The following is a 21342-nucleotide window of genomic DNA, read 5'->3' as shown; positions in this document are numbered from 1 at the left end:
GGCGGGCGTAGCGTTCGGACCGTGAACGCAGAAGGCATCCGCGAAGGCACCCGCGAGAGCACCGGCGTGCCCACCTGGGCCGCCGTTCTGACCGGCCTCGTCGCCGCCGCGGTGGCGCTGGGGACGGCCCAGCTCGTCGCCGGTCTGGTCGATCCCGCCGCGGCGCCGGTCGTCGCGGTGGGCGGCGCCGTGATCGACGCCACGCCCGCCGGTCTGAAGGAGTGGGCGATCCGCACCTTCGGCTCCGGCGACAAGCCGGTGCTGCTGACCGGGATCGTCGTGGTGCTCGCGCTCATCGCCGCCGGGCTCGGACTGCTCGCCCGCCGCCGGACCGCGTACGGCATGGCGGGGCTGGCCGTCTTCGGGCTCGTCGGCGCCGCCGCGGCGCTGTCCCGGCCGGACGCGGGAGCGGCGCACGTGCTGCCCTCGCTCGCGGGGGCCGCGGCCGGGGCGTACGCCCTGTCGCGGCTGTGGCGGCGTGCCACGCGGAGCGACGAGGACGACTACGTCGCCGCCAGCAGGGCCGCCGATGCCCGAAGCCGCACCCCGGCCCAGCCGGTGAGCGACGTCGTCCCGGTCAGCAGCCCGGCCGGCCCGGCCAAGCCCGCCGTGATGCGGCCGGGAACCGTGTCCTCCGCGTCCGCGCCGTTCACCGCGCCGGCCGCGGAGGCGTACGCGTTCGACCGGCGCAGGCTGCTGAACGGGGTGACGGCGGGTGTCGTGGTGGCGGGAGCCGGCGGGCTCGGCGGATGGCTGCTGTCCGGGCGCAAGAACGGCGAACTGGCCAGGCGCGGCGTGGCGAAGGTCCTCCCGCGAGCGGCGCGGCCGGCCGCGCCCATCCCGGCCGGGGCGGACCTGCGCATCCCGGGCCTCACCCCGTTCGTGACCCCGAACGCGGACTTCTACCGGGTGGACACCGCTCTCGTGGTGCCGACGGTCGACCCGGCCCGCTGGACGCTGAAGATCCACGGACTGGTGGACCGGCCGGTCGAGCTGACCTTCGCCGACCTGCTCAAACGGCCCCTGACGGAGGCCGACGTCACGCTGACCTGTGTGTCCAACGAGGTCGGCGGGTCGTACGCCGGCAACGCGCGCTGGCTCGGCGCGCGCCTGGCCGACGTGCTGCGCGACGCCGGGATCCGGCGCGAGGCCGACATGCTGCTCAGCGTCTCCGAGGACGGCTGGACCTGCGGCACACCCGTCGACGTGGTCATGGACGGCCGGGACGCGCTGCTGGCCGTCGCGATGAACGGCGAGGTGCTGCCCGAGGAGCACGGCTTCCCGGTCCGCCAGGTCGTCCCCGGACTGTACGGGTACGTCTCGGCGACCAAGTGGGTGACCGAGATCAAGGTCACCCGGTTCGACCGGGACGAGGCCTACTGGACGCCTCGTGGATGGGCCGCGAAGGGCCCGATCAAGACCCAGTCGAGGATCGACCTGCCGCGCGGCGGGGACAAGGTCCGGGCGGGCCGCACGACCGTGGCGGGGGTGGCGTGGGCCCAGCACCGGGGCATCGACGCGGTGGAGGTGCGGGTGGACGGCGCCGGATGGCAGCAGGCCAGGCTGGCCGGCACGACAGGGCCCGACACCTGGCGGCAGTGGTCGCTCGAGGTGGACCTGACGCCGGGCAGACACACGATCGCGGTGCGGGCCACCGACGCCACCGGCTACACCCAGACCGCGGACGAGGCGCCGCCCGCGCCGGACGGCGCGACCGGGTATCACTCCGTCACCGTCACGGCCCGCTGAGACACGCCACGGGCGCTCACAACCGGCTGGGTCTGGAGTTGGGAAAACCCGCCGCGCCTCGTACGGCCCGCCCCTACCATCGGCACCCTGATGGGGCGCGAAGAGGGGGGCCAAACGCGTGAACCAGGAGAAGGCGCGCCGGCATGCGAGGTGGCGGCTGCCGTCGGGTGTGTACAACCCGGTCGTCGCGGCCGACGGCCGGCGATGGCGGGACTACGAGCAGGCCGCCGAGGCGCCTGCTCCCTCGCTGGGGGACCGCCGCCTGGAGGTGCGGATCGCGGCACTGCCGCTGGGCGTGCAGGCCGGGGCCGTGCCGGTCGTCCCCGCCGCCAGGAACGGCGACAACGCGGGCCACGGCCTGAGCATGTCGATCGGCCGCCGCGGCGGGCCGCCGGTGATCCGGGACGCCGTCCCCGCCACGACACCCGCCGAGGAGACCGGGATCGCGGAGGACGACGGCGATCCTCAGGCCGCCGTGACCACCGAGGCGACCACCGAGGCGACCACCGAGGCGATCAACGAGGCGATCAGTGAGGCGATCAACGAGGCGATCAGTGAGGCGATCACTGAGGCGATCATCGGGACGACGGCGGAGGCGGCGGCCGGGGGGACCGCCGCCGACGTCGTTCCCGATGGCCCGGCACCTGGCGCGGAGCACACCGGCGCGCTCCCGCCCGCGGACGACGGCCAGGGCACCTGCGGCGGGACCGCTCTCCCCGATGCCGAGGAGGCCCTTCCGTACGCCGAGGACGCGCTTCCGTACGCCGAGGACAGCGAGGCGAACCAGGGCGAGGGGGACGGCGGCGCGGCACCGGCCGTGCCCGGTGGCTACCCGTCCGCCGGCGCCTCGGGGTCACCGCACGGCCCAGTGGACGGCGGTGCGACGGACCGCGTGATGGACGGCAGTGCGACGGACGCGGGCGACGGTGAGCGGCCGGTCCCCGGGGAAACGGACGTGGTCGCTTCGGCCGAATGCGGGTGGCCGGACGAGGCCGTCCCGGAGGCCCACCATCTCGGGCACTCCGGCGAGACCGCGGAATCCCGTCAGGACGGGGCGTCCGGCGACGACTTCTGGTCGGCCGTGTTGCGGGACGAGACGGAGCGCGACTGGCTGGACGGCCCGGATCGTCCCCGGCGGCTGGAGGAGACCCGCACGTACGGCCGGCCGGGTGGCCTGGCCGAGGCGGACCAAGAGGGGCAGGCGAGTCTGGCGCAGGCGGTGAACGGGCGCTTCCCGGACCCGCGCGGCACCTGGATCCGCCTCATCAACGCCGAAGGTCCCACGGAGGACGCGTTCAGGTCCAACAACGCCGTCGACTGCGCGCTGTCGGTGATGTCGACCTGGCACGGCGAGCCCGTGGTGGCGGCGCGCAGGCATCCCGAGTACGACCCGTCCGGCCGGCCGCTGCTGACCGGGGAGACCGGGGGCGTCGCGCGGGCCGAGAAGTGGCTCGGGCACCGCTTCGAGTACGTGGGCCACGGCCGCCGGGCGTACGTGGCCGTCGCCCAGCGGCTGATCTTCGGCGGGCACGGCGCGGCCGCCGTCCTCATCACCCGGTGGGCCGGGGGCGGCAGCCACGCGTGGAACGCCGTGAACTGCCGGGGGGAGGTCCTGTGGATCGACGCCCAGCGGGGGCACATGGCGGTGGACCCGCCGTACGAGGATGTCACGGGCGTCTTCGCGGTGGTCGTCGACCGCCAGGGCCGCGGTCTGTGACGGCCTGAACCGGAGGCCGCCGCAGACGGCGCCTGTGCCAGGGCCTGCGCGGTGCGCGCCGAGCGCGTGGGCGCCGCGTCCGCCGGATCCGGCGGACGCGGCGCCCGGCCTGTCAGGGGGCCGCCGACCGGTCAGGAGGCCGCCAGTGCGCCGACGACCGAGGCGCGGGCCGCGCGCCGGGCGGGCAGCACGGCGGCGAGCACTCCCGCCAGGCCCGAGGCGGCGATGAAGACCAGGATCTGCGTGACCGGGAGCCGGAAGGAGACGTCCTTGGTCAGCGTCGCCGTGGCCGCCCACCCGTACACCACGCCGAGCACGACGCCGACGATCGCGCCCACCAGGCCGAGGACCAGCGCCTCGACCGACAGCATCCCCCGAAGCTGCGGCCGGGTCAGGCCGAGCGCGCGCAGCAGCGCCGACTCGCGGGTGCGCTCGTGGACCGACAGCGACAGCGTGTTCGCGATGCCGAGCAGCGAGATCACGATCGCGAGGGCCAGCAGGCCGGTGACCACCATGAGCACGGTGTCGATCGCATCGTCGAACTGGCCGCGGATCTCGGTCGTGCTGCCGACCTTCACCGCCGGGTAGGCCGCGGTCGCGTCTTCCACGACCGCGCGCGCCCGCTCGGCGGGCACGCCGGAGGCGGCGTTCACCAGGATCTGCGCGTCGTCCACCCTGCCGAAGCGCTGCTCGAAGGTCTGCTCCGCCATGGTGAACGGCGGCAGCAGGGACACGCCGGCCTTCAACACCGCCACCACCGTGAGCGGGACGCTCCGCCCGCCCGACGTGACGGTCACGTGGTCACCGACCTTGACGCCGAGGTCCTGAGCCACATAGTCGGCCACGGCGACATTGCCCACGCCGAGGCGGTCCAGCGTGCCGGCCGACGCCTCCGGTCTGACGGAGGTGCCGAGGGCCGATCGGGTGACGGTGCCCACCTCGTAGTCGTGACCGTTCACCTTGGCCTTCTTCCCCCGGAACTCGGTCACCGCGGACAGGTCGCGGCTCGCGCGCAGGCTGTCGGCGATCGAGCGGGGGATGCCGCCCGTCTGCGCCGTCAGGATGTAGTCGGCCGGGAACTGCCGGTCGAGTTGGTCGCCCACGGTGCTCCGCACCGTCGCGGTCAGGACCGACATGAACGTCATCAGCGTCACGCCGACGGTCAGCGCCACGGTGGTGGTCGCCGCGCGCCTGGGATTGCGCCGGGAGTTGTCCACCGCGAGCCGCCCCGGCACGCCGAACAGCCGCGCCGGGATCCAGCCCGCCAGCCCGCTCAGCGGCCGTACGATCACCGGCCCGAGGACCAGCACCGCGAAGAAGACGAGCACGCCGCCCGCCATGACCGTCAGCAGCGCCACCTGGCCCGGGCTCTGGAGCACGCCCGCCGCGGTGAGGCCGGCCCCCGCCACCGTGAACAGCGCGGCGAAGACCACCCGGACGACCCCGGTGCGGAACGTGTGCTCCTCGGCCTGCGTGCCCAGCGCCGCGACGGGCGGCACGCGGGTGGCCTGGCGCGCGGGGAGCAGCGCGGCGGCCATCGTCACGACGACGCCGGTGCACAGCCCGATGGCGATCGTCTGCGGGGAGAGGCTCACCGTGCCCGTGGGGACGTCCGCGCCGAACGCCTTCAGCGTGGCGACGGCGGCGGCGCCCAGGCCGAGGCCGGTCAGCAGGCCGAGCACCGACGACAGCAGGCCCACCACGGCCGACTCCAGCACGATCGAGGCGAAGACCTGGCGCCTCGTCGCGCCGATGCAGCGCAGCAGCGCCATCTCGCGGGTCCGCTGGGCGACCAGGATGCCGAAGGTGTTGTAGATCACGAGCGCGGCGACGAGCAGCGCGACCGCGGCGAACAGCAGCAGCCCCGTCCGAAGGAACGCCGTGTCCACGTGGTTGCTCCGGGCCAGCTCGTCGCCGCGTTCCCGCCCGGTCATGACCTTCGCGCCGCTTCCCACGGCCGCCGCGACGGCCGTACGCAGGGTCTCCGGGGCGGGACCGGAGGAGACGACGTCGATCTCGGTGAAGCCCTTCGCGCCGGTGACGAGCCGGGCCGTCTCCGGGGTGAACGCGACCGCTCCCCGGTACGCGAGGTTCTGGTCGAGACCCACGTCGAAGATCCCGACGAGCCGGAACTCGTGCCGCTTGCCCGCCTTGTCGAGCACGGCGACGGTGGCCCCGGGTGCGAACCCCTGGGCCTTGGCGGTGTTCTTGTCGAGCACCGCCTCGCCGGCGGCGGAAGCCGTCCTACCGGAAGTGATCTTGATGCGGCTCGCCGGGATGGAGACGCCGGCGGTGGGGTAGTCGCCCACGACCTTGCCGTCCCTGCCGATCAGCGGCGCGTCGCCGGACAGCACGGGCTGGGCGTCCCGGACGCCCCGCACCGCTCTGACCGCGGCGAGCGCGCGATCCGGCAGGATGCCGTCGTCCTCGGCGTCCGCGTCGTCCGCGGGCGTCACCACCACGTCCACCTTGTCGGCGTCCGCGGCGAACGACCGGGAGAACCCGGCGTCGATCGTGTCGGTGAGCACGAAGGTGCCCGCGATGAACCCGACCCCGAGCACGATCGCCAGGGAGGTGAGCATCAGGCGGAGCCGGTGCGCCAGAAGCCCGGCGAGAGTGGTCCGGAACACGGCTCAGGCCTCCAGCGCCATCAGCGCGTCGAGCACGGTCTGCGGCGTCGGCCGCTCCAGCTCGCTCACCAGCAGCCCGTCCCGCAGGAAGATCACCCGGTCGGCGTACGACGCCGCCACCGGGTCGTGGGTCACCATCACGATCGTCTGCCCGAGCTCGCGTACCGACCTGCGCAGGAACGCCAGCACCTCCGCGCCGCTGCGCGAGTCGAGGTTGCCGGTCGGCTCGTCGGCGAAGATCACCTGAGGCTTGCTGATCAGCGCCCGCGCCACGGCGACCCGCTGCTGCTGGCCGCCCGACAGCTCACTCGGCCGGTGCCCGAGCCGGTCCCGCAGGCCGACCGTCTCGATCACCCGGTCGAACAGCGCCTGGTCGGCCTGGCGGCCCGCGATCTCCAGCGGGAGCCGGATGTTCTGCTCGGCCGTCAGCGTCGGCAGCAGGTTGAACGCCTGGAAGATGAAACCCACGCGCTCGCGCCGCAGCAGCGTGAGCTGCTTGTCGCCCAGCCGGGTGAGCTCGGCGTCACCGATGGCCACCCGCCCGTCCGTCACGGTGTCGAGCCCGGCCAGGCAGTGCATCAGCGTCGACTTGCCGGAGCCGGACGGCCCCATGATCGCGGTGAAGGCCTCGGCGGCGAAGTCGACGTCGACGCCGCGCAGGGCGTGCACCGCGGCGTCGCCCGTGCCGTACACCTTGGTCAGGCCCCGCGCGACCACGGCGGTGCGGGTCTGGGTTGTTGTGGTCATAAGCCCACGCTATGGGCGTGATCAGGGCGTTTCCTCGGCCTCGCGGACGTTCTCGGCGTGCGGCCCCGGGACGGGTGGCGAGGCGCGGGTGCGACTTTCGGGGTAGTCCCGGCTCAGCCCCTCGGATGATCGGGGGAGACCACCCCGGTCTCGTACGCGTACACGACCGCCTGGGCCCGGTCCCGCAGCCCGAGCTTGGCCAGCACCCGGCCGAGATGGGTCTTCACGGTCGCCTCCGCCAGGTGCAGCCGCGTCGCGATCTCGGTGTTCGACAGGCCGCGGGCCACGTGGAAGAGCACCTCCCGCTCCCGCGCCGTCAGCGCGCCGGTGTCCTGCCGCCGCCGGTCCCCCTCCGGCAGGAGCACGGCGAACCGGTCGAGCAGCCGGCGGGTCGTGCTCGGTGCGACCACCGCGTCCCCCGAATGCACCGACCGGATCGCGCTGATCAGCTCGGCCGGGGGCACGTCCTTGAGCAGGAACCCCGCCGCGCCCGCCTTGATCGCCGCGAACGCGTACTCGTCCAGGTCGAACGTCGTCAGGATCAGCACCCTGGGGCCGTCAGGCGCGGCGCAGATCACGCGGGCCGCCTCCACGCCGTCCATCCGGGGCATCCGGACGTCCATCAGGACGACGTCGGCCTCGATCGTACGCAGCGCCTCGACGGCGGCCTGCCCGTCCGCCGCCTCACCCACGACCTCGATGTCCGGCTGCGCCCCGAGGACCATCCGGAACCCCGTCCGCACCAGCTCCTGGTCGTCGACCAGCATGACGCGTATCACTGCCACTTCGCTCCGCTCGTCACCGTCGCGCTTCCGACACCGTACGCGAGCCCGCCGGCGGACGGGCTCCGAGTCTTCTCCCGGACCGGCCCGCGAGGCCGGCGCGGCGCGGGCGAGTCCTTCAGGCGGGGGCGCACGGACTCAGGCGGCCATTCCGGCGGGGATGCGGGCGACCACCTGGAAGCCCCCGCCCGAGCGGGGCGCCGCCTCGACGCTCCCGCCGTACATCGCCGCCCTCTCCCGCATCCCGATCAGGCCGTGGCCGCCGACCACCCGCGGCGCCGCCGCGCCCCTGCCGTCGTCGCTGACCCGCAGCTCGATCAGCCCCGGGCCGTACGTCATCTCCACCCGCGCCCGCGTGCCCGGGCCGCCGTGTTTGATCGCGTTGGTCAGCGCCTCCTGCACGATCCGGTAGACGGCGAGCTGCTCGCCCTCCGGCAGCGCGCGGGGCGTGCCGGACACCGTGAACTCGGTCGGCAGCCCCGAGTCCCTGACCTGTCTGACCAGCTCGTCCAGCTGCGCGACGCCGGGCTGCGGCGCGTACTCCTCGGCCGGGCTGCCCGCGTCCTGCCGCAGCACGCCCACCAGCCTGCGCATCTCCGCCAGCGCCTGCCGTCCGGTCCCCGAGATCGCCTGCATGGCACGCCGCGCCTGCTCCGGGTCGCTGTCGATCGCGTACGCCGCGCCGTCGGCCTGGACGACCATCACGCTGACGTTGTGCGCCACCACGTCGTGCAGCTCGCGGGCGATGCGGGCGCGCTCGGCGGCGGCCGCGATACGGGCCTGTTGGTCGCGTTCCCGCTCGGCCCGCTCGGCGCGTTCCACCAGGCTTTCCACGTATCGGCGGCGGGTGTTGGCGTACATGCCGCCGATCCACACAGCGACGACGAAGACCGAGGCCGAGGGCCACGCCCGCATGGGATCGGGAGACCAGCTCAGCATGGCGAGCAGCAGCCCTCCCTCGGCGACCACGCCGGCGGCCAGCGCCCACCGCCGCGTGCAGCGGGCGGCGACGCCGTACATCGCGACGAGCACCGCCAGGTTCGCGGGCAGGACGGCGATGTTCAGCAGCCACTGCGCGAAGCTGACCACCGACACCACCGCGAACACCTCGCGCGGGTGGTTGCGCCGCCACAGCAGCGGCACGACGAGCGCGGCGGACAGCAGGAGAAGCACGGGCACGCCGACGTGCCGCGCGTTCATCATTCCGCTGGTACGACTGAAGGCCTCGACCGTCGACACGCACAACAGCGCCAGCGGGGAGATCGCCAGCGTGTCCACGATCCTGCTGTGGCGCCGGGTCCAGGCGCGCATACTGCCGAACACGTACCCCACGATACGTATCGGCTGTTCAGAAAGGTCTCACCCTTGCGGCGGATACCGCCGTACGACTCAGGTCGCAGCCGGCGGCGGCGCTTACGCGATTCTTACGGATCACAGCGCATCCTGGTTACCGGGAACGCTTCTTGGAAGCGGGTAAGGGAGATCTGAATGGCGGGTCAGGACGCGGTGCCGCGCGGCGCTGAGGACGAGTCGCGCGGCCCGCGCCCAGATCCGGGCACCCTGCCGCAGGGGAGCGCTGTCACGGAGGTGAGCATCGTGCCGCAGGGGAGTGCCGTCACGCAGCCGGGCACTGTTCCGCAGGCGGGTACTGTTCCGCAGGCGACGTCGTCTCCACACGGTCCCGCGAGCCCTCCCGGACCACCCTCTTTCGTCGGTCCCGCGGGCATGTCGCCGGGGACCCCAGGACCACCCCCGGCCGGCTCCGCGAACGCGCGCCGCGCCCTTCCCCCGGGCAGGCCCGCGATCCTTCCACCGGGCACCACCTCGATCCCTCCGCTGGGCGGCGGGTCCGCGTTCGGCCCCGGAGGGGCCGGGTGGCGCGCCCCCGGCTGGCGGGAAGCGGCGCCGCACTTCGCGGGCGCCCCTCAAAGCCCGTCCCTCCGGCCGCCGGGGGGCCTGCGCGGACGCCTGGCGGGCCGCCTGCCGCAGGGCCAGACCGGGCGGTTGATCACCGTTGGCCTCGTGTCGGCACTCGTCGGAGCGCTCCTCGGCGGCGGCGTCGTGGCCGCCACCGGTCTGATCTGGGATCAGACGCACGCCGGGGCGAGCCGGGTGGCCGGCGGAGACCAGGACGGCCTGCTTCCTCGCGGCCGGAGCCTCCCGGGCGGGGAGGACGGCCGCCTGCCCCAGTGGTGCCAGCGCACCGAGAACGGCATCATCTGCCGGCCGAACGGCTGAGACGTCGTTTCCGGCAGGCGCGTGCCGGCAGATTGGCCAACAGGTTGGCCGACAGGGTGGTCGGCACGCGCCTACGCGTCTTTCCGGCAGACCCGATGCGCATCGGATCTACGGAAGGTTCCGCGCCTTACTGGAGCGCGCGCCGGTCCGCGTGCAGGGGCCGCGCGAGCCGTACGGTGATGAACTCGTCGTTGTCGGCCTTGCCCGCCGTGCGGCCGGACGAGAACGGGAAGTTGTTGTCGTTCAGCAGCGCGAGCGTGTGGTCGTCGAGCAGTGCCACGTCCTCGATCGTCTGGAACGGGAAGCGGAACGTCCGCCCGAAGCCGCCGAGCCCTCTGGGGTTGGCCAGGTTCAGCAGGTCGGCGACGAGGGTCTTGTCCATGCGCCCGTCGTGGTCGCGGTCGGCGGCGTCCGCCAGGTAGACGCGCTTGAAGGCCGCGGCGTCGCCCTGCTCGTTGTCCCGCTCGATGACCAGGAAGCGGTGGTCGTCCACGGAGATCGCGTCTCCGATGGCGTTCGAGGGCGACTCCAGCCGATAGGTCCGCCATGTGGAGCCGTACCGGCCCGTGCGCAGGTCGAAGTCGTACATCCGCAGGTCGCCGGGCGTGTCACCATCCACCGTCCCCTCCAGCAACGGGTAGAGGTGGCGGCCGTCCACCGAGCGCGCCATGCCCTCGAACCCCTTGCTGCTGCGGATGTTCGGCTGCCCGCCGTTCAGGTCGGGGTTCTCCGGGGCCCTGACCCCGGGCAGCGGGATCGGAGCCCGCAGGAGCCGCCCGGAGGACGAGAAGTGCAGCAGGAACGGGCCGAACTCGTCGCCGATCCAGTAGGTGCCGTCGGCCGACCGCACGATCGACTCCACGTCGAAGTCGGCGCCGGTGAGCACGCGGTCCGCCCGGATCAGGGCGAACGGCACGCGCCTGTCCGGATCGCTCAGGTTGAACCCGCCGAGCACCTTCACCTTCCCGTTCCTGAGATCGGGGCTGATCCGATGGACCCGCAGCAGGAAGTCCGCGCTGTTGGCCTTGTTGCCGTAACCGTTGTCGGACAGCACGTCGTAGGTGCCGTCACCTCTTCTGACGACGCCGCTGAAGCCCTGGACGGGCTGCCCGGAGAAGGGCGCGGCGATGCCGTTGAACGGCCCGGCGCCGATGGCCGACCCCGAGGGCTCGCTGCCGGGGACGAAGGTCTCGGCGGGCAGGACGGCGAATCCCGTGAGCGTCGCCTGGCCGAAGTCCGCGGGCCGGGGAACGGCCGACGCGGGGGACGCCAGTCCGAGGGCGAGGGCGGCGGCGCCCAACGTGATCGAAAGCTTTCTCATGGCGGGCACGTTAGGGACGCCGCGTGACAGACGCCCCAACAACAGGCGGCCATGGACGGACAACTGGCTCTTCGGCCGCCACGGTAGAAGCCTCCGCATGACGTCACTCCCGCTCGCTTCGAGCACGGAGCAGAGCGATCGCCGTACGGATGGCGGCGGTCCGCGAGCCCGCCCCTCCGTCGGACACGAACCGCTCCAGGAAAGACAGATCGTCAGCCCCGAGCATCAGGTTCAATTTCGCGAGCGCGGGCCGCTCAGGATTCGGCGAATTTCGATTCTTTGAATACTTGCCATTGTTGTCTGAATTTTGGTGGGGTCGACGAGATTCGAACTCGCGCTGTACGGTACCTAAAACCGTTGCCTCTGCCGATTGGGCTACGACCCCTTTTCCTCTTCCCTTTCCTGCGAAATTCTCTGTCTGAGAATGGCAGTTGGGGCAAAGAAAACGGAGATTCTCTTTTCTGTTGTCCAGCCAATTGCCATTGATGTGGTCGATATGCAATGTCAGCGGCCGGTCCTGCCAGGCGCCGCCTATCTTACAGTCTGCGCAGGAGTACGGAACTCCTACTTCCCGCAGCGCCCGCCTGAGCTTGCGAGGCTTCTCGCGACCAGATCCCGGAGGCAACAGCACCAGGATCTCCACAGGTAGGTATCGCCGGGGCGTCGGGGCGCTCTTGTTCGGCGAGGGCCTGCCGAAGTGGGATGTGTCGATGCCGAAGTGCTTGAGGCGGCGGCTGATGTGGGCGTGGGCGCCACCCGACCACGGGATGCCGAGATAACGCAGTACATCTGCGATGCTGCTCGCGGTTGCCGCTGCGTCGGCCAGCAACTCCGGGGTGTACTTGTACTGTGCCATGCCCCGGAATGTATCGGCCGCCGCCGACAATTCCGGGAGCTTCGCGAAAGGGGTGGATCAGGAAATTCCCAGCTCTTTCACGAGGCGGGCGACGTGGCCGGTGGCTTTCACGTTGTAGAGGGCCTTCTCGACCTTTCCGTCGGGGCCGACGACGAACGTGGACCGGATGACGCCCATCACGGTCCTGCCGTAGTTCGTCTTCTCGCCGTACGCGCCGTAGGCCTTGTGCACCTCGAGACCGGTGTCCGACAGCAGCGGGAACGTGAGCGCGTCGCGCTCGCGGAACTGCCGTAGCTTGGCCGGCTTGTCCTTGGACACGCCGAGCACCACGAAACCCTGCTCGGTCAGGGCGCCGAGGTTGTCGCGGAAGTCGCAGGCCTGCTTGGTGCACCCGGGGGTCATCGCCGCCGGGTAGAAGTACAGGATGACCCGGCGGCCACGGAAGGACTCCAGCGAGACCTCCTTGTCGTCGGCGTCGGTAAGGGTGAAGTCCGGCGCGGCGTCGCCGGGCTGGAGCTTGCTCATCACGTCCTCCGGAAAAGGTGACCCGCGGCGATCGGCGGGCAAGCGACAACCAAACTACCGGCTCGGCCCCTGTACGGGGCGACTGCCGGACCTGGCAGACTGATCACACACGAATACCACAGGAGGGGGATCGCATGGCGGACACCGATCCCGATGCGCTGGAAAAGAGGATCGAGCGCACGCGGGCGGAGCTCGCTCGCACGGTCGACGCCATCGCGGACCGGGTGAGCCCGAAGCGCGTCGCCGAGCGCGGCGTGGCGAAGGCCAAGGCGAACGCGATGGACTTCGTCGCGTCCGTGGAGGACCTGGTGCTGGGCCCGCCGCGCGGGATCACCACGTACGGTCCGGAGGGCGCCGAGGCCGAGCCCGGCGAGTATCCGGCGCGGGACCTCGCCCCGGTGCTCATCGGTGTGGGGATCGTGGTGGCCGTCGGCGCGACGATCGTGCTGCTGCGCCGCCGGTCCCGCTGACCGGTCCGCGCTGATCGGCGACATCGAGGGGGAGGGCGTCAGAGGAACGTCATGCCCTCGCCCCGGTATGTCGGAACCTCCTCGGCCACCCGGTCTCCCTCGACGAGGTGCAGCACGGGGAAACGCTCGCACAGCTCTCCGGCCTTGGCGTGGCGGAACCAGACGCGATCGCCGAGGCGCAGCCCTGTCGCGGCCTCCCCGAGCAGGGGGGTCTGCACCTCGCCCGCTCCCTCGTCCGGGTGGTAGCGGAGCCCCTCCGGCAGGTACGGCTGGGGCAGCCGGGTGGGCCCCGCCGCTCCGGAGGCGGGATAACCCCCGCCGAGCACGGTCACGACTCCCGGGGCGGGCCGGCGCACCACCGGCAGGGCGAACAGCGCCGCGGGCCGGCCGGTGAAGCCGCGATAGAAGTCGAACAACCGGGGGTGGAAGAACCCCGAGCCCGCCGCGACCTCGGTGATCGCCCGCTCGGCGATGGTCTTCTCGATGCTTCCCGTGCCGCCGCCGTTGACGAACTCCAGGTCGGCGACCTGCCGGACGGCCCGGACGATCCGGCCGCGCCGTACGGCCAGTTCGCGGCGCGACCGCTGCTGCATCCAGCGCACCGCCCGGCCGTACGGCCCGGGGACGTCGTCGCCCACCCCGGCGATCTGCGCCTCGTACGCCATGAGCCCGGCCAGGCGCAGCCCGGGGCGCCCGGCGACGTCGGCGGCGACGGCGGCGGCCTGCTCCGGCTCCCGGACCGGCGACCGCAGCGCGCCCGCCCGGAACCTGCCGCCGAAGGCCACGAAGCCCGCGTCGATGTCGAGGCAGACGCGGATCGGGTGAGGCGTGCGGAGGCTCTCGATCAGGTCGAGGTGCTCGGGTGAGTCGACCGTGACCGTGATCTCCCGGGCCGCGGCCTCGTCGGAGCCCAGGGCGCGCAGGGCCGTCCGGTCGGCCGTCGGGTACGCCACGAGCACGTCCCGCAGGCCGGTGGAGACGAGCCACAACGCCTCGGGGAGCGTGAACGCCATGACTCCCGAGAAGCCGTCCACGGCCAGGACCCGCTCCAGCACGGGCCGGCAGCGGATCGACTTGCTCGCGACGCGGATCGGCTTGCCCCGGGCCCGGCGCACCATGGCGGCCGCGTTCGACCGCAGTGCGTCCATGTCGAGGACCGCGAAGGGGGGCTCCAGGTGGGCCGTCGCCCGGTCGAGGCGCTGCCGGTCGTCCATGAGGGCAGCTTAACCCGAATACATGAGCCTAGTTCACGTTAATCGGCTCCGGGCAAAATCTCGGCCGGGAGGCCGCCATGATCGCGCATGCGGGCGGGTGTCCCGCCCGCCCCGGCGCGGCGCCGATATACCCATGAGGGCGTGACTACCGAGCGGGCCCTGCGCGGTGCGCGGGAGGGGTGAACGGCTGATGAGCATCCTGCAGGAGATCCTGACGGGTTCGTCGGCCAGGAGCACCAGGAGCGCCAGGAGCACAGGCGGCTCCGGCGGCCCAGGCGGCGCCAACGGCGCCGGGGATTCCGGCGACGTGCGCGCGGAGTACGCCGAGTACGCGGAGGACGCCCTACGCGCCACGGGAGGCGGAGCCGTCATCCGTTCCGGGACCTCCGGCTGGGCCCGGAGCGACGAGGGCGCCGGAGGAGACGACACGACCCTCCCCGGGGAAGGCACGGCCGGCCGTCGTACCGTCGCACGCGTCCTGCGGCCGGGGCGCACCCCCGCCGCGATCGTCGTCGCCGCCGTGCTCGCCCTGCTCGGCTGGGGGCTCACCGTCCAGGCCGTCGCCGTCATGCTCAGGGTGCCGCTGCCCTGGCGGCTGCCGCCCCGCCTGCTGCACCTCACCCTGGCCGACCCCGCCGTCCCGCTCGCCGCGGTCGGCATGATCGTCTGCGGTGCGGGCCTGGTGGCCCTCGCCGTCGTGCCCGGCCGTCCCCGTCTCGTGCCCCTGCGGTGCGAGGACCCGCTGCTCGCGATGGGCCTGACCCGCGTCGGGCTGCGCCGCACGCTCATCTCCGCGGCGCGGGAGGTCGAGGACGTCCGGCGCGCCAACGTGCACATCCTCCGCGGCCGGATCGAGGTCACCGTGGTCACCGGTACGGCGCGGACCGGGGCGGTGCTGCGCGAGGTCGGCGCGGCCGTGGGCGACCGGCTGGCCGGCCTCGGCGTCCAGGCCCGCCACGAGGTGGTCGTACGGCTCCGGGGGAGGGGAAACTGACATGCGGCCGCGTCTGGGGAACCGCGTCGGACTGCTCCTGGTGGGCCTGGTGCTGGTCGCTGGGGGGCTCGGCCTGCTGGCCGTCGCACGGCGGCCCGGGTCGGCGCCGGTCGGCCTGGACGCGCTCGGCGGCCGGCCGTGGGCGCTCCCCCTCCTGGCGGGGACGGCGATGCTGGTCGCCCTGGTCGCGAGCCGCTGGCTCGTCCTGGCCCTCGGCTGGGGACGGCTCGGCAGGCGCACCGGCGCGGGCATCGCGATGCTCGGCGTGGCGCTCAAGGGCATCGAGGGGATCGGCCGCCTGTCGGTCAGAGTGGCCGGGGACGGCAGGCTGCGGGTGGCGGTGTCGCTGCAGCGGTCGGCCGACCTGCGGCAGGTGATCAGACGGCTGGACGAGTCGGCGGTCTCACGCCTTCGCCGCACGGTCGGCCGGGACGACGCGCCCGCGGTCGTCCGCCTGCACGTTCGCGGACGCTGACCGCCTGCGGCCTCCGGTCGCGGCGCCGGCTCTGGCGTCGGGCGGGGTCGCGGGGGTGCCGAGGGCCAGCCCGGCGGCCAGGCAGGCGAGCGGCACGACGGGCACCACATAACGGTGGTCGAAGGCGGCGATCAGCGGCGGCAGCAGGAGCAGGACCATCGCGGCCGTCCACGGCAGCAGCGCGGCCCACCGCCGCACGAGCAGCCCGGCGAGCCCGGCCAGCAGCACGACCGCGAGCAGCGGTCCCCGCAGGAAGCCCTGCTCCTGGTAGGCGCGCAGCCATCCCGCGAACGGCTCGGCCACCCGCGTGTCCCCCGAGGCGCCCTGGTAGGCGGTGGTGAGCTCGGCCGCCGTACGGCCGCCGGAGGCGATCTTGGAGGTGAACGGCTTGACCGAGGCGGGGAAGACGTACGCGCTCTGCGGCCCGGCGGAGGGGTAGGGCCTGCGGTCCCACTCGAACGCCCACAGGGCGTCGTGCAGGCCGGTCGCCAGGAAGTCGAGGGGCTGGCTGCGGATCGCCAGCGAGGCGAACTCGCCCCCCAGCCGCTCCCGGTCCTTCTTGACCCGCTGGATGGGGGAGCGGGCGTCCCAGATGTAGGCGGGAGCGGCGAGCCGGGGCCCGGACGGGCACAGCACCGCGAGGTCGCGCGGCGGCTTCATCACCGCGCAGTCGGCGAAGGTCATCGTGCGCGACCACAGCCAGGTGCTGCTGCCGCCCATCCCGTACGACCCGTGGGCGTCGTGGAACCAGACGGCGTACCCGCCGAGGACGGCCGAGGCGGCGGCGAGCCCGGCGAACGCGGCCCGCCAGCGCCGGGCGAACAGCACGGGGAGCAGCGCGAGCGCGATCAGCGGCAGCCCGAGGGTCCGGGTGACCGTCGCCAGCCCGAGCAGCAGCAGCGCCGCGACGACGGACCACCCGCCCGGCCGGGGCCGCCACAGCAGGATCGTCACGGCGGCCACGACCAGGGCGGTGAACAGCAGGTCCGCCATGACCAGGTGTTCGAGCTGGATCTGGTGGACGTCGAGCAGCACCGGCGCGGCGGCGAGGGCCGCGCCCCAGCCCGGCAGCCGCGTACGGCGGCGCAGCAGGGCGTAGACGCAGACCGCCATGCCGAGGCCGAGCAGGTGCTGGACGACCACGACCGCGGTGACGCTGTGCAGGGGGCTCAGCGCCCACAGGAACAGCGAGTAGCCGGACGGCCGGGAGGGCAGGGGCCGCAGGTCGAGGGCGGAGCTGAGATAGGCGAACGAGTCGGCCCAGAACCACAGCGCGGGCCGGTAGCCGAGCACGGCGAGCGCCCGCAGGGCGGCGCCCGCCGCCAGCAGGACCAGGAACGCCCGATGCGGGCGCAGCGCCTCGCGCCACCTCACGTGACGGCCCTCCTCCTCGTCGGCGAGGGCACCACCCTAGTGGGCGTCCCTCGTACGCATGAGGCGAGCGCGGTCAGCACTCGATCACGTTGACGGCGAGGCCGCCGCGCGAGGTCTCCTTGTATTTGTCGAGCATGTCCCGGCCCGTGTCGCGCATCGTCTTGATGGCCTTGTCGAGCGGCACGAAGTGCCGGCCGTCGCCGCGCAGCGCGATGCGCGCGGCGGTGACCGCCTTGATCGAGGCGACGGCGTTGCGCTCGATGCACGGGATCTGGACCAGGCCGCCGATCGGGTCGCAGGTCAGGCCGAGGTTGTGCTCGATGCCGATCTCCGCCGCGTTCTCCACCTGCTCGGGGGTGCCGCCGAGGGCCTCGGTGAGGCCCGCCGCGGCCATCGAGCAGGCGGAGCCGACCTCGCCCTGACAGCCGACCTCCGCGCCGGAGATGGAGGCGTTCTCCTTGAACAGCACGCCGATCGCGCCCGCGGTGAGCAGGAAGCGGACGACGCCGTCCTCGCCGGCGCCCGGCAGGAACCGCAGGTAGTAGGAGAGGACGGCCGGGATGATCCCGGCGGCGCCGTTGGTGGGGGCGGTGACGACCCGGCCGCCCGCCGCGTTCTCCTCGTTCACGGCCAGCGCGAACAGCGTGATCCAGTCCATCGCCCGCAGCGGGTCGGCCCCCTCGGCCTCGCCCTGCAGCTTGCGGTGGAGCTGGTGCGCCCGGCGCCGCACCTTGAGCCCGCCGGGCAGGACGCCCTCACGGGTGGTGCCGCGCCGCACGCACTCGGCCATGACCTCCCACAGGTGCAGCAGGCGGGCCCGGATCTCCTCCGGCGTACGGCCGAAGGCCTGCTCGTTCTCCATCATCAGCCCGGAGATCGACAGGCCGGTCTCCGCGCAGTGCGCGAGCAGTTCCCGCCCGGTCGTGAAGGGGTACGGCAGCGCCGTGTCGTCGGGCTTGATCCGGTCGGCGCCGGTGGCGTTCTCGTCCACCACGAAGCCGCCGCCGACCGAGTAGTACACCTTCTCGCGCAGCACGGCGTCGTCGGCGTACGCCGTGAACCGCATGCCGTTCGGGTGGTGGGGGAGCGACACCTTGCGCTCGAAGACGAGGTGCTCGCCGACGACGAACGGGATCTCCCGGAGGCCGTACAACGTCACGGTGCCGCTCGCCCGCATCGCGGCCAGCCGTTCGTCGGCGGTGTCGACGTCGACCAGTTCGGGCTTGTCGCCGGACAGGCCGAGCAGCACCGCCTTGTCGCTGCCGTGGCCCTTGCCGGTCAGGCCGAGCGAGCCGTACAGGACGGCCTCGACCCGGGTGACCTTCTCCAGCAGCCCGTCCTCGTGCAGCCCGCGGGCGAACCTGTGCGCCGCGGCCATCGGGCCGCCCGTGTGCGAGCTGGACGGCCCGATCCCCACCTTGAACAGGTCGAAGACGCTGATCGCCATTGATCGTCGCCTTTCGCTTGTGCGGCCGGGACCGTCAGGACTCGCCGGAGGTGAGCGTGCCGTACTCGGCGGCGGACAGCAGGTCCTCCGGCTCCCCCTCCACCCGCACGCGGAACAGCCAGCCGTCGCCGTACGGGTCGGTGTTGACCAGGGAGGGGTCGTCCACGACGGCGGAGTTGGTCTCGACGATCTCGCCGGCGACCGGAGCGAAGATGTCGCTCACGGACTTGGTCGACTCGACCTCGCCGACCGCGTCACCGGCCGCCACCGTCGTGCCCGCCTCCGGCACCTGCACGTAGACCACGTCGCCGAGCTGCTCGGCGGCGTACGCCGTGATGCCCACCGTCACGGTGAGGCCGTCATCGATCCCGGCCACCCACTCGTGCTCCTTGGTGTAGCTCAGGTCCTCGGGAATGCTGCTCACTTGCTCCTCCTGTAGAAAGGCAGATCGACGACGTCGACCGGTTCATGGCTGCCCCGGATGTCGACCGTCAGGCCGCCCTCGCGGAGGGCGTCCTCACTCACGTACGCCATGGCGATCGGCTTGCCGAGGGACTGCGACGGTGCGCCGCTCGTCACCTCGCCGACGACGGCGCCCTCCCGGGTGACGGGATAGCCGTGGCGGGGCACCCGGCGGCCGCGGGCCACCAGCCCGACCAGCCGCCGCGTGGCGCCGTCCTGCGCGGCCCGCTCCAGGGCCGACCGGCCCACGAAGTCGCCCGGCTTGTCGAAGCGGACGACCCGGCCGAGGCCGGCGTCGAACGGGGTGGCCGAGGAGGTCAGCTCGTTGCCGTAGAGCGGCATGCCGGCCTCCAGGCGCAGCGTGTCGCGGGCCGACAGCCCGGCGGGGACGAGCCCGAGGTCACGGCCGGCCTCGGTGAGCGCGTCCCACAGGGGTACGGCGTGCTCGTTGAGGACGAACAGCTCGAAGCCGTCCTCGCCGGTGTAGCCGGTCCGCGCGATCAGGGCGGGCGCCCCGGCGACGACACCGGGGAGGATGGCGTAGTACTTCAGGCCGTCGACGTCCGCGTCGGTCAGCCCGCGCAGGATTTCAGCGGCGCGCGGCCCCTGCACGGCCACCAGCGCGTACTCGTCGGACCTGTCGGTCACCCGCGCGTCGTACCCCTCGGACCGGGCGATCAGTTCGCGCGCCACGACGGCGTAGTTGGAGGCGTTGGCGACGACCATGTACCGGTCCTCGTCGAGGCGGTAGACGATGAGGTCGTCGAGGATGCCGCCGTCCTCGTTCACGATCATCGTGTAACGGGCGCGGCCGGGGCCGAGGATACTGAGGTGACCCACCAGGGCGTGGTCGAGCGCCTCGCCCGCCTGCGGGCCGGTGACGAAGATCTCCCCCATGTGGGACAGGTCGAACAGCCCCGCGGCCGTGCGCACCGCGTTGTGCTCGGCCGACTCGCTGCCGTACCTCAACGGCATCTGCCATCCGGCGAAGTCGGTCAGGGTCGCGCCAAGGCGTTCGTGTACCCCGCGAAGCGGGGTGGATCGGGACATGCGGACCTCGGAAAGGACGGATGCTGCACTGAACTATCGGGCATCCTCCCCCTCTGTCATCGGCGCCTGAGAGCTTCGTCCGATCTTTGCCGGACTTTCACCTTCGGCGAGGCCTCACGGCCTTCTTTCCAGAGGTCACCTGGCCCGCGCGGTCCTTTGCCTTGAGAGGTTCGCGGGGAGGGCTTGCTCCTTCAGGGGCCCTGACCGGCTGCCAGGACGCTCTCCCGCACGGGATGATCGGTGAGCTGCCAGCCTAGTGGTTCGCCGCCGCCCCCGTAACCTGCCGGGCCGCCCGCTTTGTCACACTCACGGTGCCCGTTCTGGGCCGACGGCGCCCCGAGGGGCGCGCAGCCGTTAGACGTCACCACGCATCCGCATGCCCAACCTCCTGGCGGATCGCGCGGACCTCGGCGAGGTCGTCCGGGTCCTTGCCACGCCTCTCCGCGTCCGCGCGGGCCTGCTCCAGCCAGCGGAGGAGGTCGGCGAGCCTGGCCTAATTCGCGCTTGGGGTGATCCCCCTCGGGGGCGTGTGGCCTCGGGCAGGAAAGGCGTTCAAGGCGTCGCCGGTGAGGATCCGCTGGTGGAGGGCCTGGGTGTCGGGGGACGGCTCGGTGCCGAGGCGGTCGACCAGGGTGCGGCGCAGCCGCTGGTAGGAGGCGGAGGCGTCGTGGGTCCGGCCCGACCGGTGCAGGGCGAGCATGAGCTGCCGGTGGGGGCGTTCGCGCAGCGGGTGCCGGGTCGCCCACTGGGCCAGGCCGCCGACGATCTCGCGGTGGTGCCCGAGCGCCAGCCGTACGTCGAAGAGGTCCTCGGTCACCGCGCGCCGGTCCTCGTCGAGCCGTTCGGCCCACGTGCGGAGCCTGTCGATCTGCCGCACATCGAGGAGGGCGTCGCCCCGCCACAGGCTCAGCGCCTTCTCGAACAACCGCACCGCATTGTGGTAATCGCCATTCTCGCGAGCGATTCTGCCCTGCGCCGCCCATTGGTTGAATTCTGCAACGTCCACGGATCCGGGCCGGACGGAAAGAAGGTATCCGCCCTTCACGGTGTGGACCGGAGAAAGGCCGGGGTCGCGGGGGGAGAGCCGCCGCCGCACCTGTGCGACGTAGGTGGTAAGATTGCGCGGCGCTGAAATGGTGGGGCGGCCATTCCACAACAGTCCGGTGAGCTGGTCCCGGTGCAGCGCGATATTCGCATTGAGGACGAGCAGCGCCAGGAGCTGCCGATGTCTCGCGGCGAGGCCGGCGATGGCGTCTCCTCGGTCGTTCATGGCCGAAAACGGTCCGAGCAC

19 protein-coding genes, 1 tRNA gene, 1 pseudogene and 2 riboswitches are annotated in these 21342 nt (G+C 72.8%); of the genes and pseudogenes, 6 read left to right on the top strand and 15 right to left on the bottom strand.

The features are described 5' to 3' along the window. Nucleotides 1–21 precede the first annotated feature (21 nt). Together F5972_RS32890 and F5972_RS38545 are read left to right on the top strand one after the other, a co-directional pair. On the top strand, nt 22–1749 hold the full coding sequence (locus tag F5972_RS32890; protein WP_225312106.1) for a molybdopterin-dependent oxidoreductase: 1728 nt from the start codon (nt 22–24) through the stop codon (nt 1747–1749). A 118-nt stretch (nt 1750–1867) separates the two neighbouring features. Then, complete coding sequence (locus F5972_RS38545) at nt 1868–3466, top strand: toxin glutamine deamidase domain-containing protein (protein WP_225312105.1); 1599 nt, start codon at nt 1868–1870, stop codon at nt 3464–3466. Nucleotides 3467–3597: 131 nt separating this feature from the next. Here F5972_RS38545 and F5972_RS32880 read toward each other — a convergent pair whose 3' ends face one another. From F5972_RS32880 to F5972_RS32865, 4 genes are all read right to left on the bottom strand, one after another. Next, nucleotides 3598–6096 carry an ABC transporter permease gene (locus F5972_RS32880; RefSeq protein WP_150939361.1) on the bottom strand — a complete coding sequence of 833 codons (2499 nt, stop codon included), beginning with the start codon at nt 6094–6096 and terminating at the stop codon, nt 3598–3600. Nucleotides 6097–6099: 3 nt separating this feature from the next. After that, nucleotides 6100–6843, bottom strand: a complete 744-nt coding sequence (locus F5972_RS32875; RefSeq protein WP_150939359.1) for an ABC transporter ATP-binding protein — start codon at nt 6841–6843, stop codon at nt 6100–6102. 113 nt (nt 6844–6956) lie between these two features. After that, nucleotides 6957–7622 (bottom strand): response regulator transcription factor, encoded by a 666-nt coding sequence (locus F5972_RS32870; RefSeq protein WP_225312122.1) that lies wholly within the window; start codon nt 7620–7622, stop codon nt 6957–6959. Between the two features lie 141 nt (nt 7623–7763). Further along, the gene (locus F5972_RS32865; protein WP_225312104.1) at nt 7764–8948 is read right to left on the bottom strand and encodes a sensor histidine kinase; all 1185 of its coding nucleotides are present in this window, start codon (nt 8946–8948) and stop codon (nt 7764–7766) included. A 699-nt stretch (nt 8949–9647) separates the two neighbouring features. Here F5972_RS32865 and F5972_RS32860 point away from each other — a divergent pair. Further along, complete coding sequence (locus tag F5972_RS32860) at nt 9648–9863, top strand: hypothetical protein (protein WP_150939357.1); 216 nt, start codon at nt 9648–9650, stop codon at nt 9861–9863. A gap of 127 nt (nt 9864–9990) precedes the next feature. Here F5972_RS32860 and F5972_RS32855 read toward each other — a convergent pair whose 3' ends face one another. From F5972_RS32855 to bcp, 5 genes and pseudogenes are all read right to left on the bottom strand, one after another. Further along, entirely contained in the window at nt 9991–11184 is a 1194-nt protein-coding gene (locus F5972_RS32855) for an esterase-like activity of phytase family protein (protein WP_150939355.1), read from the bottom strand. Nucleotides 11185–11287: 103 nt separating this feature from the next. After that, on the bottom strand, nt 11288–11410 hold the full coding sequence (locus F5972_RS39070) for a hypothetical protein (RefSeq protein ID WP_263641880.1): 123 nt from the start codon (nt 11408–11410) through the stop codon (nt 11288–11290). Between the two features lie 82 nt (nt 11411–11492). Beyond that, nucleotides 11493–11569: transfer RNA gene (locus F5972_RS32850), tRNA-Leu, on the bottom strand. Nucleotides 11570–11605: 36 nt separating this feature from the next. Then, nucleotides 11606–12040: pseudogene (locus F5972_RS39540) on the bottom strand (HNH endonuclease signature motif containing protein); the annotation flags it as partial. A 57-nt stretch (nt 12041–12097) separates the two neighbouring features. Then, complete coding sequence (gene bcp / locus F5972_RS32840) at nt 12098–12565, bottom strand: thioredoxin-dependent thiol peroxidase (RefSeq protein ID WP_150939353.1); 468 nt, start codon at nt 12563–12565, stop codon at nt 12098–12100. A 134-nt stretch (nt 12566–12699) separates the two neighbouring features. Here bcp and F5972_RS32835 point away from each other — a divergent pair, with 134 nt between their 5' ends. Further along, nucleotides 12700–13035, top strand: a complete 336-nt coding sequence (locus F5972_RS32835) for a DUF3618 domain-containing protein (RefSeq protein WP_150939351.1) — start codon at nt 12700–12702, stop codon at nt 13033–13035. Between the two features lie 38 nt (nt 13036–13073). Here F5972_RS32835 and F5972_RS32830 read toward each other — a convergent pair whose 3' ends face one another. Further along, complete coding sequence (locus F5972_RS32830; protein ID WP_150939349.1) at nt 13074–14249, bottom strand: amino acid deaminase/aldolase; 1176 nt, start codon at nt 14247–14249, stop codon at nt 13074–13076. Between the two features lie 190 nt (nt 14250–14439). Here F5972_RS32830 and F5972_RS32825 point away from each other — a divergent pair, with 190 nt between their 5' ends. Next, complete coding sequence (locus F5972_RS32825) at nt 14440–15243, top strand: DUF6286 domain-containing protein (RefSeq protein WP_150939348.1); 804 nt, start codon at nt 14440–14442, stop codon at nt 15241–15243. Nucleotide 15244: 1 nt separating this feature from the next. Further along, nucleotides 15245–15718, top strand: a complete 474-nt coding sequence (locus F5972_RS32820) for a hypothetical protein (protein WP_150939347.1) — start codon at nt 15245–15247, stop codon at nt 15716–15718. Here the strand turns inward: F5972_RS32820 and F5972_RS32815 are convergent. The 5 genes from F5972_RS32815 to F5972_RS32795 form a co-directional block, all read right to left on the bottom strand. After that, the gene (locus F5972_RS32815; protein ID WP_150939345.1) at nt 15647–17092 is read right to left on the bottom strand and encodes a hypothetical protein; all 1446 of its coding nucleotides are present in this window, start codon (nt 17090–17092) and stop codon (nt 15647–15649) included. The genes F5972_RS32820 and F5972_RS32815 overlap by 72 nt on opposite strands. Nucleotides 17093–17165: 73 nt before the next feature. Continuing rightward, on the bottom strand, nt 17166–18539 hold the full coding sequence (locus F5972_RS32810) for an L-serine ammonia-lyase (protein ID WP_150939343.1): 1374 nt from the start codon (nt 18537–18539) through the stop codon (nt 17166–17168). A gap of 34 nt (nt 18540–18573) precedes the next feature. Further along, nucleotides 18574–18963 (bottom strand): glycine cleavage system protein GcvH, encoded by a 390-nt coding sequence (gcvH, locus tag F5972_RS32805; RefSeq protein WP_150939341.1) that lies wholly within the window; start codon nt 18961–18963, stop codon nt 18574–18576. Then, a complete protein-coding gene (gcvT, locus tag F5972_RS32800; RefSeq protein WP_150939339.1) occupies nt 18960–20051 on the bottom strand; it encodes a glycine cleavage system aminomethyltransferase GcvT in 1092 nt (363 codons plus the stop codon). The genes gcvH and gcvT overlap by 4 nt, the downstream gene beginning before the upstream one ends. 43 nt (nt 20052–20094) lie before the next feature. After that, nucleotides 20095–20190, bottom strand: a riboswitch (glycine riboswitch). Then, nucleotides 20191–20288: riboswitch (glycine riboswitch) on the bottom strand. It lies immediately after the preceding riboswitch. Between the two features lie 256 nt (nt 20289–20544). Next, a complete protein-coding gene (locus F5972_RS32795; protein WP_150939337.1) occupies nt 20545–21321 on the bottom strand; it encodes an AfsR/SARP family transcriptional regulator in 777 nt (258 codons plus the stop codon). Between the last annotated feature and the right edge of the window lie 21 nt (nt 21322–21342).

The organism is Microbispora cellulosiformans (assembly GCF_008728085.1).
Taxonomy (GTDB): Bacteria; Actinomycetota; Actinomycetes; order Streptosporangiales; family Streptosporangiaceae; genus Microbispora; species Microbispora amethystogenes.
Note: the sequence above shows the minus strand (reverse complement) of the source record. Positions and strands in the feature narration are given on the sequence as shown.